Below are 16,919 nucleotides of genomic sequence, written 5' to 3'. Positions count from 1 at the left end.
GAGGGATAAAATATGCAACTTGCAGCTTTAAAACATAGAACTGAAAGTGAAGATTGTTTTGTTATTGATCATTCACACGTTAAAATTAGACTTTATACAGCAAAAGATGATGTGGAAAAAGTAATTGTTCATTACACGGATAACTATCTCCCACCAAAACAAGCTAAAGAACTTGAAATGGAGAAAATAGGTAGTGGTCAAGTTAATGATTACTGGGGAGCAACCTTAACTGCTCCATATCACCGAATTAAATATACTTTTGAAGTGATTGGCAAAGATGGAAGTCATGTGCTCTTCGGTGATCGTAGTATTGAAAAATTTAGCGATAAAAAGTTAAGAGAAGATGGAATGTATTTTAAAGTTCCGTACTTCCATGATATTGATCGCATCAAGACTCCAAAATGGCTTAAAGACATTGTTTGGTATCAAATTTTTCCGGAGCGTTTTGCTAATGGCGATAAAAGTAATGACCCAGCAAATGTTAAAGAATGGAATCCAGAAGATCATCCAGGCAGAGAAGATTTTTATGGTGGAGACTTACAGGGAGTTTTAGATCATCTAGATGATCTACAGAAATTAGGGGTTACGGGATTATATTTCTGCCCAATTTTTAAGGCAAGTTCTAATCATAAATATGACACAATTGATTATTTACAAGTAGATCCAGCTTTTGGAGACAAGGATTTATTTGCAAAAGTAGTTAATGAAGCACATAAGCGTGGGATGAAAGTGATGCTTGATGCTGTATTTAATCACTTAGGTGATCAATCAATGCAGTGGCAAGATGTAGTTAAAAATGGCGAAAAATCACGCTTTAAAGATTGGTTCCACATTAATTCATATCCTGTTGAACCATATCGGGACCCAAGTAAAGGTGAAAAAAATCCACCATATGAAACTTTTGCCTTCGAAAAACATATGCCTAAATTAAATACGGCTAACCCAGAAGTACAGGACTTTTTATTAGAAATTGCGACCTACTGGGTAAAATATTTTGATATTGATGCTTGGCGGCTAGATGTTGCAAATGAAGTTGACCACCATTTCTGGAAGAGATTCCATGATGAATTAGTTAAAATAAAGCCTGATTTTTATATTGTTGGGGAAATATGGCATTCAGCTCGTCCATGGCTTCAGGGAGATCAATTTACAGGTGTAATGAATTATCCATATACTTTACAAATTGAAGACCACTTCTTTAAACATAAAATGAATGCTAAAGACCTTAGTGAGCACTTAACTGATCAGTTAATGATGTATCCAGATATGGTTGACCAGGCTATGATGAATATGCTTGATTCCCATGATACGGCTAGAATTTTAACTTTAGCAAAAGACAATCAAGATTTAGCTTTGCAAGCAGTTGCGTATGAATTTGTTCAACCTGGAGTGCCATGTATTTACTATGGAACAGAGATGGGGATGAGCGGTGATAATGATCCGGATTGTCGTAAACCAATGGATTGGAGTAAGATAAATGGTCCGGTATGGCAAAGAGTTCATGAATTAGTGAAATTCAGACTAGATCATAGTGATACCTTAAATAAAGGTACTGTTAAGTTAACGGTAACAGAAAAAGGACTTCTAAAAGTTGAACGAACAGGCAAAGAAGCAATAAAGGCCTACTATAATACCAGTAAACATAATGTGGAAATTGATAAAACAGCAGCTCTTAGTCAGAATTATAAAGCGGGAGTGTTAGCGCCAGATGGCTTTTTGATTGAGGTTAAAGCTTAATATATGAAGAATAAAAAGCAGCAATGAGATGCTGCTTTTTTTCTTATAAATTTTTGATATCGGTAACATTAAAATAAGCGTTGTTAAGCGCTTTCAATGATTAGATAATAGATTTGTAAATAAAAAGACTTCACGAAAGTGATGGAGAATGATGATGAAGAGAATTTTTGAAGTTGATCCTTGGAAAGTAACGACACATGAATTTTCTAAGGAAGATAAAAGGTTACAAGAAAGTATTACTGCAATTGGTAACGATTATATGGGAATGAGAGGAAACTTTGAGGAGGGTTACTCTGGCGACACACTTCAAGGAACATATTTAGCAGGTGTGTGGTTCCCAGATAAGACAGTTGTTGGTTGGTGGAAGAATGGATACCCAAAGTACTTTGGTAAGACACCAAATGCTCCAAGTTTTATTGGAATTGGGATCACCGTCAACGGTGAAAAAATTGATTTAGCCAAAGTGAAATTTAGTGATTTTGAATTATCACTTGATATGCATCAAGGACTTCTTTCAAGAAGTTTTATCTATGAAGGTAAAGATGTCAAAGTTAAATTTGAATTTGAACGTTTTCTCCATATTGTACAAAAAGAAGCTGCCTTAATTAAGGTAAAAGCTACGGTACTTGAGGGAAAGGCTAAGATTGATTTTGATTCTACTTTAGATGGAACAGTTGTTAACGAAGACAGTAACTATGATGAACGCTTCTGGATTCCACTTGTTGAGAATAAGGATACAAAAACTATCCAGGTAAAAACTAAGCCTAATCCTTATGAAGTGCCTCAATTCACAGTTTTACTTCAAGAATCTTTACGCCACAATGGTGAACTAATTCAAACTGAAGTTTCTACTAAAGAAGCCAAGTTAAGCGAAAAGTTTTCAGTAGAATTAAGTGAAGGACAAAGCTACGAACTTGAAAAAGACGTTATTGTTATAACAAGTAGAGATGTTGAAGAAAAAGATCAAGCAAGTGTTGCTGAAGATTTAATGAATAAGCTTCAATCAAAGAGCTTTGAAGAAAACTTAGCTGACCATACTGCTGAATGGCAAAAACGTTGGGATATGAGTGATGTTGAAATTTCTGGTGATGCAGCAGCACAACAGGGGATTAGATTTAATATTGCTCAATTGTTCATGACATACTACGGTGAAGATGAACGCTTGAACGTTGGTCCTAAGGGATTTACTGGCGAAAAATACGGTGGTGCTACTTATTGGGATACTGAGGCTTACATCGTTCCAATGTACTTAGGAATTACTAACCCAAGCGTTACTAAAGCCCTTCTTCAATATCGTCATAATCAATTACCAGGAGCATATCACAATGCTAAAGAACAAGGCCTTCCAGGTGCCTTGTTCCCAATGGTAACTTTCAATGGTATTGAATGTCATAACGAATGGGAAATTACTTTTGAAGAAATTCACAGAAATGCTGATATTCCACATGCGATTGCTATGTATACCGAATATACGGGCGATGATAGCTATGTTAAGAATGAAGGTATGGATGTCTTAGTTGGAACTGCAAGATTCTGGGCAGCTCGAGTTCATTGGTCTAAGTGGCGTAACAAGTATGTAATGCATGGTGTTACCGGGCCAAATGAATATGAAAATAATGTAAATAATAACTGGTTTACTAATACTATGGCAAGATGGCTTCTGAAATATACACTAGAGCGTTTGCCGCTTGCAACTAAGGAGGCACAAGAACGAGTTCATGTTACTGAAGAAGAAAAAGAAAAGTGGCAAGACATTGTTGATAAGATTTATCTACCGGAAGACAAGGAATTAGGTATTTTCTTACAACAAGATGATTTTCTTGATAAAGAGATTCGTCCCGTTAGTGAAATTGAAGATCAACGTCCTATTAACCAACATTGGTCTTGGGATAAGATCTTAAGATCACCATTTATTAAACAAGCTGATGTTTTGCAAGGTATCTATTTCTTCCCAGAAAACTATACTAAGGATCAAAAAGAAAAGAACTTTGATTTCTATGAACCTTTAACTGTTCATGAAAGTTCACTTTCACCTTCAATTCATTCAGTTTTAGCTGCTGAATTAGGAAAAAAAGATAAGGCAGTTGAACTGTATGAAAGAACTGCAAGACTTGATTTAGATAATTACAACAATGATACAGTTGATGGTTTGCATATTACTTCGATGAGTGGATCATGGTTAGCTATTGTTCAGGGATTTGCTGGAATGAGATACGATCATGACCAATTGAAATTTAAGCCATTTATTCCAGATAACTGGGATCACTATAGCTTTAAGATTAACTACCGTGGTCGTTTAATTAAAGTTTATGTTGATCATCAAGAAACCAAGATCTCTTTACTTGAAGGCAAAGATCTAGAAATTCTTGTTAATGATAAGAAGGTAATGCTTAAAGAAGGTGAAAGCGAATGCTTAAAGGACTAATTTTTGACTTAGATGGAGTTTTAACAAATTCAGCTGTCTACCATTTAACTGCTTGGAATAATTTAGCTAAGGAATTAGAGATTAACTTAACGGATGATCAACTTGATAGCTTAAGGGGTATTTCAAGAATGGATTCTTTAAATCTAATTTTGAAATATGGCGATCAGGAAGATAAATATTCTGAAGCAGAAAAAGAAAAGTTCGCAGCAGAAAAGAATACTAAATTTGTTGAACAAGTTGAAAAAATGACGCCAGCAGATATTTTGCCAGGTATTCCAGAACTACTTAGTGATGCAAAGAAGCAAAACTTAAAAATGATTATTGCTTCTGCCTCAAAAAATGCACCTAAGATTTTAACAAAGTTAGGAATTATGGATGAATTTGATGGCATTGTTGATCCAGCAACGCTTCATCGCGGAAAACCAGATCCAGAAATTTATGAAAAGGCACAAGAATTAGCTGGTTTGAATGCAGACGAAGTAATTAGTTTTGAAGATGCTCAAGCCGGTGTTCAATCAATTAAAAGTGCTGGTCAATTTGCAGTTGGAATTGGGAATAAAGAGGTCTTGAAAGAGGCTGATTATATTGTTCCAACTACTAAAGAATTGAAACTTTCAGAAATTGAATCAGTTTTTAATAAAAAATAAGAGGGAAGTAGGGAAAGAGAATGGTTGAAGTAGATTTAAACCATATCTATAAAAAGTACGAAGGAAATGATAAATATTCAGTTAATGACTTTGATTTACATATTAAAGATAAGGAATTTATCGTTTTTGTTGGACCATCTGGTTGTGGTAAATCAACTACTTTGAGAATGGTTGCCGGTCTAGAAGATATTTCTAAAGGTACTTTAGAGATTGACCATAAGGTAATGAATGATGTTGCACCTAAAGATAGAGACATTGCGATGGTTTTCCAAAACTATGCTTTGTACCCACATATGTCAATTTATGACAACATGGCCTTTGGATTAAAGCTTCGTCATTATAAAAAAGATGAAATTGATAAGCGAGTTAATCATGCAGCAGATATTTTAGGTTTATCAGAATATCTTGATAAAAAACCAGCTGAATTATCTGGTGGTCAAAGACAGCGTGTTGCCTTAGGACGAGCAATTGTCCGGGATGCGCCAATTTTCTTAATGGATGAACCTTTATCAAACTTGGATGCAAAATTGCGTGTCACAATGCGTGCTGAAATTGCTAAGTTACATCAAAATTTGGGAACTACTACGATTTACGTTACTCACGATCAAACTGAAGCGATGACTTTAGCCGATCGAGTAGTAGTTATGTCAGTTGGTAAAGTTCAACAAATTGGTACACCTCTAGAGGTTTACAATACACCGGTAAATATGTTTGTTGCTGGTTTTATCGGATCTCCTCAAATGAACTTCTTTAATGTTCACTTTAAAGGAAATCGAATTAGCGATGGAAAAGGTCTAGATATCGAAATCCCTGAAGGTAAAGCAAAGATGCTTAAAGAAAAGGGATATGACGATAAAGATTTAGTATTTGGTATCCGTCCAGAAGATATTCATTCAGAGGAAGCATTCCTTGAAACTTGGCCTAACCAAATTGTTGAATCAACTGTTGTCGTTTCAGAATTGCTTGGTTCAACTATTCAGCTTTATCAAAAAGTAGATGGAACAGAATTTGTAGCCATTGTAAATGCCCGTGATTACCATACTCCAGGCGATAAAGTAAGAATGGGGTTTGATGTGAATAAAGCCCACTTCTTCGATAAAGATACAACGAATGCAATTCGTTAACTTGCAGGAGAGGACGCTTCTGCAAAATATTAATAAGTTTACAACGAGTGTGAAATTTGGTTCACGGTTGTAATAATGTATTCAGCCAGTCATGGCTAGGAGGAAATATCATGAAGTTATGGAAAAAATTGGCTTTAGGTAGTGTTGTAGCTCTATCAGCTATTTCATTAACAGCTTGTAGTAACAACTCTAATTCAAATGAATCAAAGAGCTCAAACAAACAATTAACTCTTTGGGTAGATACTGCTCGTGTTAGTTGGTATAAGGGCGTGGTAAAGGACTTTGAAAAAGAACACCCTAATATTAAAGTTAAGGTTACTCAAAACCCTAATGGTTCAGCTAATGCTAAAACTGATGTTGCTAAAGATCCTTCAAAAGCTGCCGATGTGTTTGGTGTTCCAAATGACCAATTAGGACAAATGGCAGATTCAGGTTACATTAACCCATTGTCACCAACTGATACTAAGGAAATTAAGAAGAATTCCGTTCCAGAAGCATACAAGGGTGTTGAATGGAAAGGTAAGCTTTACGCATATCCATACTCTGAACAAGCTCAAACTGTTTACTATGACAAGTCTAAGCTTTCACCAGAAGATGTTAAATCTTGGAAGACTATGACTTCTAAAGGTGTAGTTGCAACTGACTTCACTAATGCTTACGTAATGTGGCCAGTAATGTTCTCAGCAGGTACAAAGTTATTTGGTAACAGCGGAGAAGATGTAAAAGGCTCCACTATGGATTCACAAAATGGTGTAAATGCAATGAAGTGGTACGCTGAACAAAAGAACAATAAAGGCGTTATGCAAACTTCAAACGCACTTAACCAATTAAAGAAGGGTAATGCCCAAGCTATCTTAGATGGTCCATGGAACGCAGCTAATATTAAGAAGATTTTAGGTAAGAACTTAGGAGTTGCTCCATATCCAACCATTGAAGTGGGCGGTAAGACTGCACAAATGGAAGCTTTCTTAGGTATTGAATGTTTTGCTGTTAACTCACATACTTCTAATGATAAGAATGCAGCAATTTTGGCTAAATACTTATCTAACAAAGAAAATCAATTAATTGTTCACAAGAATGCTGGTGAAATTCCTGTAAACAAGGCAGCTCAAAATACTGCAGAGATTAAGAACGACCCAGTTGCTAAGGCTGTAATTCAAATGGCTCAACCAGGCTACTCAGTTCTTCAACCTAAATTGCCACAAATGTCAATCTTCTGGAACGACTCAGCTCCATTAATTAGTGGTGCATACGACGGCAAGATTAAGCCATCTCAATACAAGAGTAAGCTTGCTAAATTACAAAAGAAGATTTCTAAGGAAGAATAATTTTGAAAAATCACATGAGCAAAGGTTTGATTAATTATGTTTAAGAAAAAACATGCTACGCCTGCAGTTACCTTAAAGGAAACATGGAAAGATGGAGATGCAGTAACAAAATTATCATTCTTCATCATGGGCTTAAATGCTATTAAACATCGGCAATGGGTAAAAGGATTTTCACTTTTATTTGCTGAAATTGTATTTTTAGTCTGGTTCTTTTTAAGTGGAATTCATTCAATTGCTGGTTTAAGTAACTTAGGTGCAATAAAGAGTAAACGCGTTGTATTTGATAAAGCTCAAGGAGTATATGTTACTCAGCAGCCAGATAATTCTGTTTTAATTCTATTATTTGGTATTTTGGCTTTATTCATTGTTGCTGGTTTTATATATCTATATATCATTAATTTGAAATCTAATAAGCATACTTTCTTATTAGAAAAAAGACATGAACATATTCCAACTAACCGTGAAGAAATTGCATCTTTGTTTGATCAAAGATTGCATGCAACTTTGATGACAATTCCAATTGTTTTAATCATTTTATTTACGGTTTTGCCAACGGTCTTCATGATTTCAATGGCATTTACTAACTATGATCGTCAACACTCAGTTGGATTTTCCTGGACTGGTTTTCAAGCATTTGGAAACGTGTTGAGTGGTGATTTAGCAGGTACCTTCTTCCCAGTTTTAGGTTGGACCTTAATTTGGGCTGTTGCTGCTACAGCTACTACTTTCTTCTTTGGTGTCTTACTCGCTCTTTTGATTGAATCTAAGGGAATTAAGCATAAGAACTTATGGAGAACAGTTTTCGTAATTGTTTATGCTGTACCACAATTTGTTTCTTTATTAATGATGGCGCAATTCCTTGACTATCAAGGGCCATTAAACACCTTACTTATGAATTGGGGATGGATTAGCCACCCAATTCACTTCATTGATAATCAGGCTAGTCCTCTTGTTGCTAGAATTACAGTTATTGTGGTTAACATGTGGATTGGTATCCCAGTTTCAATGTTAACTTCAACAGCCATTATTCAAAACTTACCACAAGATCAAATTGAAGCTGCTCGTATTGACGGGGCAAGTCCAGTACAAATTTTCAACCACATTACATTCCCTCAAATTTTATTCGTAATGTCTCCAGCTTTGATTCAACAATTTATTGGTAACATCAACAACTTCAATGTTATCTACTTGTTGACTGGTGGTGCACCAATGAACAATAACTACAATGGTGCTGGTTCAACAGACTTGCTTGTAACTTGGCTATATAACTTGACATTTGGTCAAGAACAACGCTATAACGCATCAGCTGTTTTGGGTATCTTGATCTTTATCATTAGTGCTACATTCTCACTAATTGCATATCGTCATACTAACGCATACAAGGAGGGCTAAAAATGAAGTCTTATCATAACCAAAGAAGAATTGCTTTAATTTTTAGATATGTTCTATTAGCCATCCTGGCCGTTTTATGGATATTCCCAATTATTTGGATCATTTTAGCAAGTTTTTCATACAATAACACAGGATTTGTATCTACAATTTGGCCAGAAAAATTTACTTGGCAAAATTATGTTGGTATTCTTACTAGTTCACAATATCCATTTGTAAATTGGGTGTTAAATACACTATTTGTCGCTGTAGTTTCAGCAACATTATCAACGTTTGTAACTATCGGAGTTGCTTACGTATTATCAAGATTACGCTTTCGCTTCCGTAAGCCATTTTTACAAATTGCTTTGGTATTAGGAATGTTCCCAGGTTTCATGTCAATGATTGCCTTGTATTACATTTTAAAGGCGTTAAACATGTTAAACCTTGGTGGATTGATCTTAGTCTATGTTGGTGGTGCTGGCCTTGGCTTCTACATTGCAAAAGGTTTCTTTGATACAATGCCACGAGCAATTGATGAAGCTGCTGAAATTGATGGCGCTACGAAATGGCAAGTATTCATTCATATTGGATTACCACTTTCAAAGCCAATGATTGTTTATACTGCTCTTACTTCATTCATGGCACCATGGGTAGACTTCATTTTCTCAGGTATCATCCTCTCTACCTCAGGAAATCCGAAGACCTACACTGTTGCCTATGGACTATACAACATGGTTCACTCGGCAAAGGGTACGATGGCTCAATTCTTTACTCAGTTCATTGCCGGATGTGTAATCATTGCGATCCCAATTACAATTTTGTTCATTGTAATGCAAAAATTCTATGTTAATGGAATCACAGCAGGTGCTGATAAAGGTTAATCAAATTAAAGTTTATGTGAAAAAAGTGTCCTGTTTAACAGGGCACTTTTTTATTTGTTTGAAGGAGAAAAATATGAAACCTTGGTGGAAAAAAGCGGTCGTTTATCAAGTTTATCCTAAGTCATTTCAAGATAGTAATGGAGATGGAATTGGAGATATTCCAGGAATCATTTCGCGATTAGGATATTTAGAAAAACTAGGAATTGATGCTATTTGGTTATCACCCGTTTACTTATCCCCTGGTGTAGATAATGGCTATGATATCTCTGATTATCAAAAAATAGACCCACAATACGGAACAATGGCTGACATGGATAATCTGATTAGAGAAGCTAGAAAACATCATATACGCATTATTATGGACCTTGTTGTTAACCATACATCTGACCAGCATCCTTGGTTCATAGAAGCAAGAAAAAGTAAGGAGAATCCATACAGAGATTTCTATATTTGGCGTGATCCGGTAGAGGGCCATGCACCTAATGAGTTGAAATCTGCTTTTTCTGGTTCAGCTTGGAAGTTTGATGAAAAAACTGGTCAATATTACTTACACTTCTTTGCAGATCAACAGCCAGATCTTAATTGGAAGAACCCAAAATTAAGAAATAAAATCTATGAAATGATGAATTATTGGATCGATAAGGGAATTGGCGGCTTTAGGATGGATGTGATTGAACTTATCGGAAAAGATCCCGATAAAAAGATTCGTGAGAATGGTCCAATGCTTCATCCATATTTAAAAGAGATGAATGAGAATACTTTTGCCGGTAAAGAATTAATGACAGTGGGTGAAACATGGAACTCTACTCCAAAGATTGCTGCAGAATATTCAGATCCAGCTCGTCATGAATTATCGATGGTATTTCAATTTGAAAATCAAAGCTTAGATCAGCAAGAAGGAAAAGAAAAATGGGATTTACGTCCGCTTGATTTAGGCGAACTGAAAAAAGTTCTAGTTAAATGGCAGACAGAAATTGATTTTAATCATGCATGGAATAGTCTTTTTTGGGAAAATCATGATATTCCGCGAGTTATTTCACGATGGGGAAATGACAAAGAATATCGAGTTCAAAGCGCAAAAATGTTTGCGATTGTACTGCATTTAATGCATGGGACACCTTACATCTATAATGGCGAAGAAATTGGGATGACCAATTGCCCTGTTAAGTCAATTGATGAAGTAGAAGATATTGAAAGTATCAATATGTATCGTGAAAGAATTGATAAGGGCTACAGTAAGGATGAACTAATTAAAGCAATTAATACTAAAGGTCGAGATAATGCACGACGTCCAATGCAGTGGTCAAATGGAGAAAATGCTGACTTTACTACAGGAACACCGTGGCTAAAATTAAACCCAAACTACAAGACTATTAACGTTAAAGAAGCCTTAGAAGATCCAAATTCTATTTTTTACACCTATCAAAAATTAATTAGACTTCGTCATGAAAATTCTGTTGTAGTGGATGGAGATTTTGAACTTGTTGAAAATACTAGTGATAACATTTTGGCCTTTTGGCGAAAACTAGAAGATGAAAAGTGGTTAATAGTCTCTAACCTGTCTGGTGAAGAACAAAATCTAAATTTAGATATATCTTTTAAAAAAGTTTTGATTAGTAACTATGAAAAACGAGACAGTTTAAAAGATATGGTTTTAAAACCTTATGAAGCTTTTGCAGTTAAGGCATAGTAAAAGACGCATTGAATTTTATCAATGCGTCTTTAATTTATTTCTTTTTATTTGGACGTCGTAAGTAACGTAAAGTATTATTTCGAATATATTTTTGGAATTCTTGATAAATTGGATCAAAAATTTGAGGTTCATCAGTTTCTTTAACCATTACTTTTGGAAAGAAGAAACGTTCATCTCCTTGGAGAGTTCCATTTAAGGATTTAACGAGTGGGCTCAATTCAGATAGTTCGACTAAGCTACCATCAGCTTGCATGATTTCAATTGGACTGTGAGCATTTTTTCCAGTTGGCTTATATGCGTCATATGGCTCATCAAAAGCTGAATTGGTAGCAGTGTAGTAATTAGGATCAAAACCGGCTTGTTTAATAAGATTCTTTAGTTTTGGCAGTAAACTCTTAGTATCTTCATTGATTTTGACACTTTCAAGGGGATGACGGTATAAGTAACGATTTGAAAGATCAGATAAAATTTGATCCCCTGAGTTGGTCCAGAGCAAGAAATTAGTTTCCATTACGCCATCATCTAACTTAAGGTAATCCTCAATAGTCCATTTTCCGTTTAAAAATGCTTCTAGTTGAGGAGTAACTTGAAGTTTGCCTTCTTCATAGATGATTTGAGCTCTTTCAAGTAAGTGATGTAAGATAACTTCCATTGAACGATTGACACGGTGAAAGTAAACTTGTTGATACATTTGGTAACGGCTAATAATGTAATCTTCGACTGAGTGAATTCCTTTATCTGTAAAGCAGATACCATCACGATATGGACGGATTACTTCTAAAATTCTCGTTAAATCAAAGCTTCCGTAAGTAACACCAGTGAAATAAGCGTCGCGTAATAAATAATCCATTCTATCTGCGTCCGCTTGACTTGAAATTAGTTTGACTACCTGAGGATTAGGGTAGGTTTTAGCAATAACACTAGCTACTAATTCTGGAAAATTAGGACTTACTTTTCTTAAGGCTTGATTAACTTCAGTATTTTTATCGGTAATAATCTGTTGGCCCATTTTTTCATGATTAGTACCAAATAGATGCTCAAAAGTATGAGAATAAGGGCCATGACCGATATCATGAAGTAAAGCTGCACATTCTGCTAAGAGTCTTTCATCTGGATTCCATAATCCATCGCCTGGTTCTTTACTTACATACTTTTCTTCAAAGATATCACAAATTCTTCGAGTTAATTCATAAACACCTAGGTTATGTTCAAAACGCGTATGAGTTGCTCCTTGAAAAACGTAAGATGCCGGTCCTAATTGCTTAATTCGGCGTAAACGTTGGAATTCCTTTGAATTAATGATATCTAAAATAACTTGATCTTTAACATGAATATAATTGTGAACTGGATCTCTTAATACTTTTTCATGATCTAGCTTTTTACTTTGAAATTTTTCCATTTTTCTTATACTATTTTCTCGGATAATAAAATAAATTTGCTAACGTATAATCAATTTGATTATAACAATAATGCTACTTTAAGGCTATCTTGGCGTGAATGAAGGTGAAAATATGAGCAAGAAAGTTGAGATTAAAATTACTAGTAAAATTCATCAGGAAGATGAATCAGCCGTTTTTGAAAGAGATGGCTTAGGATCAATTGAAAAAGTTGGCGAAGATTGGCGCATAAAATATAGGGAAAAAAATAAAGAGGGCGATGTTGAAGTAAAATTATTAATTAAGCCAAATGAGCTTGTAATGCAACGAGGAGACGCTAAAGGTGATCATACGCTAATGAAATTTGAGCCAGGAGAAAAAAGAAAATGCAAGGTTGTAGCTTCTGGTAAGCAAATGAATTTAGAGTCTTTGACTAATAAATTGAATTTTTCTGAAATTTCTCCAGGAAAGATGCAACTAAAAGTTGAATATGATCTCTTTTCTGGTCTATACTTAGTAGGTAACTATGCAATAAAGATTGATATAATAGAATAGATCTTTAGCAAATTTAGATAAATTGATTACGTGAAAGGACGTGCCACTGTGGGGTTAGATGATTTTCAAGGCCAAAATAAAGACGAATTGTCAATGATCGAAGTTGCTCGTACAATTTTACAAGATAGCGGCAAGCGAATGGCCTTTGCTGATATCGTTAACGCCGTCCAGAACTTTCTGGGTAAGAGTGACGAAGAAATTCGTGAGCGTTTGCCACAATTTTACACTGATATGAACACTGATGGTGAATTCATTTCAATGGGTGATAATGTTTGGGCATTGCGTTCTTGGTTCCCATATGAATCTGTTGATGAAGAAGTAAACCATCCAGAAGATGAAGAAGATGTACCACGTAAGAAACACCATAAGAAAGTTAATGCTTTCATTGGTGATTCTGACGATGATGATATTATCGACTACGATTCAGATGATCCAGAAGATGAAGATTTGGATGTTGACGAAGAAGATACTAATGAAGACGACTACTCAGATGATGATCTTGATGATGCCGATGACAATGAATTAGATGATGGTATTGAAGGCCAATTATCTGAACTTCATCAAGATGATCTTGATGACGATGATGAGTAAAGTACTTGACGGAAAGCAAATTTCCCTTTAGTATTTTGTATGGGCACTCTATGTGCAATTAAGCTCCCATGTATTTGGGAGCTTTTTTTTGATTTTAACAGAGAATAAAAGAAAAGAGAGGAAGCACGGCATGACAAAGTATATTTTTGTGACTGGTGGAGTTGTTTCATCACTAGGTAAGGGGATTTCAGCTTCAAGTTTAGGACGTTTACTTAAAAATCGTGGCTTAAAAGTTACCATGCAAAAGTTTGATCCTTACATTAATATCGATCCAGGTACAATGAATCCATATCAACATGGGGAAGTTTATGTTACCGATGATGGTACAGAAGCTGACCTTGACTTGGGTCACTATGAAAGAATTGTTGATGTTAGAACAAGTAAATATTCTAATGTTACTACTGGTAAAATTTATCAAGAAGTGCTTGATAAAGAACGTCGCGGTGACTATCATGGTGCAACTGTGCAAGTAATTCCGCATATTACGGACATGATTAAGAAAAAAATCATGCGTGCTGCCTTAACAACCGATTCAGATGTCATTATTTCTGAAATTGGTGGTACCGTAGGTGATATCGAGTCTACTCCATTTATGGAAGCAATTCGCCAAATGCGTCGTGAAGTTGGTGAAGAAAATGTAATGTATATTCACTGTACATTAGTACCTTATCTTCATGCTGCTCACGAAATGAAAACTAAGCCAACACAACATTCAGTTGCCGAACTTAGAAGTATTGGTATTCAACCAAATATGCTTGTTTTAAGAGCTGAGAAACCAATTGCTCAAGAGTTAAAAAATAAGATTTCTACCTTTACTGATGTTCCAGTAGACTGCATTATTGAATCTATTGATGCTCCTTCACTTTTTGATTTACCACTTGCTTTTCAAGCTCAAGGTATGGATCAAAAGGTTTGCGACTTTTTACACTTGGAGAGTCCAAAGCCAGAAGCAGATATGGAAGTTTGGAAGAAATTAGATGAACGTGCAAAGAACTTAAAGCACGAAACTACCATTACCTTAGTAGGTAAGTATGTAGAACTTGAAGATGCATATATTTCTGTTACTGATGCATTGCAACACGCTGGCTACTTATATGACACTAAAATTAAGGTAAATAAGGTTCAAGCAGAAGACATTACTGAAGACAATATTGCAGAAATTATGAAGGATTCAGATGGATTAATTGTACCTGGTGGTTTTGGTACACGTGGTCTTGAAGGTATGATTACTTCAATTGAATATGCCCGTGAACACGATATCCCATTTTTAGGAATCTGCTTAGGTATGCAAATGGCAAGCGTTGAATTTGCCAGAAATGTACTCGGCTTAAAAGATGCTAATAGTGCAGAAGCTAATCCAGACACTAAGAATAATATTATTGATATTATGGCTGACAAGCGTGATGAAGAAAATATTGGTGGTACGCTTCGTTTAGGTCTATACCCAGCAGCTTTAAAGAAGGGCACTAAGACCCGTGAAGCATATGATGACCAAGATGTAATTCAAGAAAGACACCGTCACCGTTATGAATTCAATAATGAATATCGTGAAGCATTTGAAAAGGCAGGCATGGTCTTCTCTGGTGTTTCTCCAGATAATCATTTAGTAGAAATTATTGAAATTCCAAATAAAAAATTCTTTATCGCAGCTCAATATCATCCAGAATTTTTAAGTCGTCCACAAAGACCAGAAGGATTATTTAAAGCATTTATTGGTGCAGCAAGTGGTCTTCCAGCACAACATTTTAACTAGACTTTAAAAATTAAATTTCGGTAACAAGAGAGCCATAATCCTCGGCTTCTCTTGTTTTTTTTGAGTTTTTCATTTAATATATTTTGTGATACATTTGGGTATTACAAATAGAGAAAAGGATTGTTTCCCCAATGAAACAGATGATTATTCATGGTGGAAAGCCCCTGAAGGGCGACGTATGGATCGGCGGTGCTAAGAATTCCACTGTAGCATTGATTCCAGCGTCAATACTTTCGCGGACTCCTGTTACCCTAGAAGGGGTTCCGCGAATTGCTGATGTAGATAATTTGATGGATCTACTTAGTGAAATGGATGTAAAGTGTGATTTTCATGAAACTACTTTACGAATAAATCCGGATAACATTAAGCGTAGTCCCCTTCCAGCAGGAAAGATTAAGAGCTTGAGAGCTTCTTATTACTTTATGGGTGCATTATTAGGTCGCTTTGGTAAAGCTGTGGTGGGCTTTCCAGGCGGAGATGATATTGGCCCTCGTCCTATTGATCAGCATATTAAAGGCTTTGAAGCATTAGGTGCAACTGTTGAGAATGAAAACGATCAAATTATCATTACAGCTCCTAAAACTGGGCTTCGTGGTGCAAAAATTCATTTAAAGATGCCTTCTGTAGGCGCAACAATGAATATAATTATGGCTAGCGTAATGGCAAAGGGCCAAACTATTATTGAAAATGCGGCTAAGGAACCGGAAATTATTGATTTAGCTACATTTTTGAATAATATGGGCGCTGTTATTCGTGGTGCAGGTACTGAAGTGATTCGAATTGAAGGAGTAGAGGAATTAAAAGCACAAACTCCTCATACTATTATTCCTGATCGAATTGAAGCTGGAACATATGTGGCTCTAGCTGCCTGCATAGGAAATGGTATTAGAATTCATAATATTATCGAAGAACACCTAGATTCTTACTTGGCTAAAGTAGAAGAAATGGGTGTAGTAATTGATGCTGATGAAGATTCACTTTATGTTTATCCAGCAGGTGACTTGAAAATGATTCAAGTTAGAACTGACGTATATCCTGGATTTGCGACTGATTTACAGCAGCCAATTACTCCACTTCTTTTAACAGCTAAGAGCGGTGAAGGCGTAGTAATTGATCAAATATATCCTAAGCGTGTTGGTCATATTCCTGAACTTCAGAAGATGGGTGCTAATATTCAAGTAGAAGATAATATTATCTTAGTTCATCCAACTCATCATTTGCATGGAGCACATGTTAGTGCTGGTGAAATTAGAGCAGGAGCTTGTTTGATGCTTGCTGGCTTAATGGCAGGTGGTGAAACTATCATTTCAAATGCAGGAAACATTTTGCGTGGCTATGATAGAATTGAACAAAAGTTGCGTCAACTAGGTGCAGAGGTATCTGTGATTGATGTTTAATTAAAATAGAACATTAAAAAAGGGCTTGGAATCTCCAAGTC

The 16,919-nt window shown here is 35.6% G+C and carries 13 protein-coding genes; 12 read left to right on the top strand and 1 reads right to left on the bottom strand.

The genetic code is table 11. The features are described from left to right. Positions 1–12 precede the first annotated feature (12 nt). From HMPREF0528_RS06225 to HMPREF0528_RS06190, 8 genes are all read left to right on the top strand, one after another. On the top strand, positions 13–1,737 hold the full coding sequence (locus tag HMPREF0528_RS06225) for a glycoside hydrolase family 13 protein (RefSeq protein ID WP_004895984.1): 1,725 nt from the start codon (positions 13–15) through the stop codon (positions 1,735–1,737). Positions 1,738–1,891: 154 nt separating this feature from the next. Then, positions 1,892–4,162 (top strand): glycoside hydrolase family 65 protein, encoded by a 2,271-nt coding sequence (locus HMPREF0528_RS06220; protein ID WP_004898725.1) that lies wholly within the window; start codon positions 1,892–1,894, stop codon positions 4,160–4,162. Beyond that, positions 4,147–4,809: a beta-phosphoglucomutase gene (gene pgmB, locus HMPREF0528_RS06215; RefSeq protein WP_004895982.1), complete on the top strand. Its 663-nt coding sequence runs from the start codon at positions 4,147–4,149 to the stop codon at positions 4,807–4,809. The genes HMPREF0528_RS06220 and pgmB overlap by 16 nt, the downstream gene beginning before the upstream one ends. A 20-nt stretch (positions 4,810–4,829) precedes the next feature. Next, positions 4,830–5,933: an ABC transporter ATP-binding protein gene (locus HMPREF0528_RS06210; RefSeq protein WP_004895981.1), complete on the top strand. Its 1,104-nt coding sequence runs from the start codon at positions 4,830–4,832 to the stop codon at positions 5,931–5,933. Positions 5,934–6,043: 110 nt separating this feature from the next. Next, positions 6,044–7,261 carry an extracellular solute-binding protein gene (locus HMPREF0528_RS06205; protein ID WP_004895980.1) on the top strand — a complete coding sequence of 406 codons (1,218 nt, stop codon included), beginning with the start codon at positions 6,044–6,046 and terminating at the stop codon, positions 7,259–7,261. A 36-nt stretch (positions 7,262–7,297) separates the two neighbouring features. Further along, the gene (locus tag HMPREF0528_RS06200) at positions 7,298–8,653 is read left to right on the top strand and encodes a carbohydrate ABC transporter permease (protein ID WP_004895979.1); all 1,356 of its coding nucleotides are present in this window, start codon (positions 7,298–7,300) and stop codon (positions 8,651–8,653) included. A gap of 2 nt (positions 8,654–8,655) precedes the next feature. Beyond that, a complete protein-coding gene (locus tag HMPREF0528_RS06195) occupies positions 8,656–9,513 on the top strand; it encodes a sugar ABC transporter permease (RefSeq protein ID WP_004895978.1) in 858 nt (285 codons plus the stop codon). Between the two features lie 73 nt (positions 9,514–9,586). Further along, the gene (locus tag HMPREF0528_RS06190; protein ID WP_034525277.1) at positions 9,587–11,203 is read left to right on the top strand and encodes a glycoside hydrolase family 13 protein; all 1,617 of its coding nucleotides are present in this window, start codon (positions 9,587–9,589) and stop codon (positions 11,201–11,203) included. A 37-nt stretch (positions 11,204–11,240) separates the two neighbouring features. Here HMPREF0528_RS06190 and HMPREF0528_RS06185 read toward each other — a convergent pair whose 3' ends face one another. After that, on the bottom strand, positions 11,241–12,605 hold the full coding sequence (locus HMPREF0528_RS06185) for an HD domain-containing protein (protein ID WP_004895976.1): 1,365 nt from the start codon (positions 12,603–12,605) through the stop codon (positions 11,241–11,243). Positions 12,606–12,717: 112 nt separating this feature from the next. On the opposite strand from HMPREF0528_RS06185, the gene HMPREF0528_RS06180 reads away from it, so the two are divergent. The 4 genes from HMPREF0528_RS06180 to murA all read left to right on the top strand — a co-directional run bounded on the left by HMPREF0528_RS06180 (position 12,718) and on the right by murA (position 16,878). After that, entirely contained in the window at positions 12,718–13,137 is a 420-nt protein-coding gene (locus tag HMPREF0528_RS06180; protein WP_034525275.1) for a YwiB family protein, read from the top strand. A 48-nt stretch (positions 13,138–13,185) separates the two neighbouring features. Next, a complete protein-coding gene (gene rpoE, locus HMPREF0528_RS06175) occupies positions 13,186–13,728 on the top strand; it encodes a DNA-directed RNA polymerase subunit delta (protein ID WP_012845594.1) in 543 nt (180 codons plus the stop codon). A gap of 130 nt (positions 13,729–13,858) precedes the next feature. Continuing rightward, positions 13,859–15,481: a CTP synthase gene (pyrG, locus tag HMPREF0528_RS06170; RefSeq protein ID WP_034525274.1), complete on the top strand. Its 1,623-nt coding sequence runs from the start codon at positions 13,859–13,861 to the stop codon at positions 15,479–15,481. Positions 15,482–15,612: 131 nt separating this feature from the next. Then, positions 15,613–16,878 (top strand): UDP-N-acetylglucosamine 1-carboxyvinyltransferase, encoded by a 1,266-nt coding sequence (gene murA / locus HMPREF0528_RS06165; RefSeq protein WP_004895972.1) that lies wholly within the window; start codon positions 15,613–15,615, stop codon positions 16,876–16,878. Positions 16,879–16,919: the final 41 nt, after the last annotated feature.

Origin of the sequence: Lactobacillus johnsonii ATCC 33200 (assembly GCF_000159355.1) — a bacterium.
Lineage (GTDB): Bacteria > Bacillota > Bacilli > Lactobacillales > Lactobacillaceae > Lactobacillus > Lactobacillus johnsonii.
Note: the sequence above shows the minus strand (reverse complement) of the source record. Positions and strands in the feature narration are given on the sequence as shown.

What these genes read in the sequence shown, in the direction of transcription:
- HMPREF0528_RS06225 (WP_004895984.1), top strand. Translation starts at nt 13, where the DNA reads ATGCAACTTGCAGCTTTAAAACATAGAACTGAAAGTGAAGATTGTTTT.
- HMPREF0528_RS06220 (WP_004898725.1), top strand. Translation starts at nt 1,892, where the DNA reads ATGAAGAGAATTTTTGAAGTTGATCCTTGGAAAGTAACGACACATGAA.
- pgmB (WP_004895982.1), top strand. Translation starts at nt 4,147, where the DNA reads ATGCTTAAAGGACTAATTTTTGACTTAGATGGAGTTTTAACAAATTCA.
- HMPREF0528_RS06210 (WP_004895981.1), top strand. Translation starts at nt 4,830, where the DNA reads ATGGTTGAAGTAGATTTAAACCATATCTATAAAAAGTACGAAGGAAAT.
- HMPREF0528_RS06205 (WP_004895980.1), top strand. Translation starts at nt 6,044, where the DNA reads ATGAAGTTATGGAAAAAATTGGCTTTAGGTAGTGTTGTAGCTCTATCA.
- HMPREF0528_RS06200 (WP_004895979.1), top strand. Translation starts at nt 7,298, where the DNA reads ATGTTTAAGAAAAAACATGCTACGCCTGCAGTTACCTTAAAGGAAACA.
- HMPREF0528_RS06195 (WP_004895978.1), top strand. Translation starts at nt 8,656, where the DNA reads ATGAAGTCTTATCATAACCAAAGAAGAATTGCTTTAATTTTTAGATAT.
- HMPREF0528_RS06190 (WP_034525277.1), top strand. Translation starts at nt 9,587, where the DNA reads ATGAAACCTTGGTGGAAAAAAGCGGTCGTTTATCAAGTTTATCCTAAG.
- HMPREF0528_RS06185 (WP_004895976.1), bottom strand. Translation starts at nt 12,605, where the DNA reads ATGGAAAAATTTCAAAGTAAAAAGCTAGATCATGAAAAAGTATTAAGA.
- HMPREF0528_RS06180 (WP_034525275.1), top strand. Translation starts at nt 12,718, where the DNA reads ATGAGCAAGAAAGTTGAGATTAAAATTACTAGTAAAATTCATCAGGAA.
- pyrG (WP_034525274.1), top strand. Translation starts at nt 13,859, where the DNA reads ATGACAAAGTATATTTTTGTGACTGGTGGAGTTGTTTCATCACTAGGT.
- murA (WP_004895972.1), top strand. Translation starts at nt 15,613, where the DNA reads ATGAAACAGATGATTATTCATGGTGGAAAGCCCCTGAAGGGCGACGTA.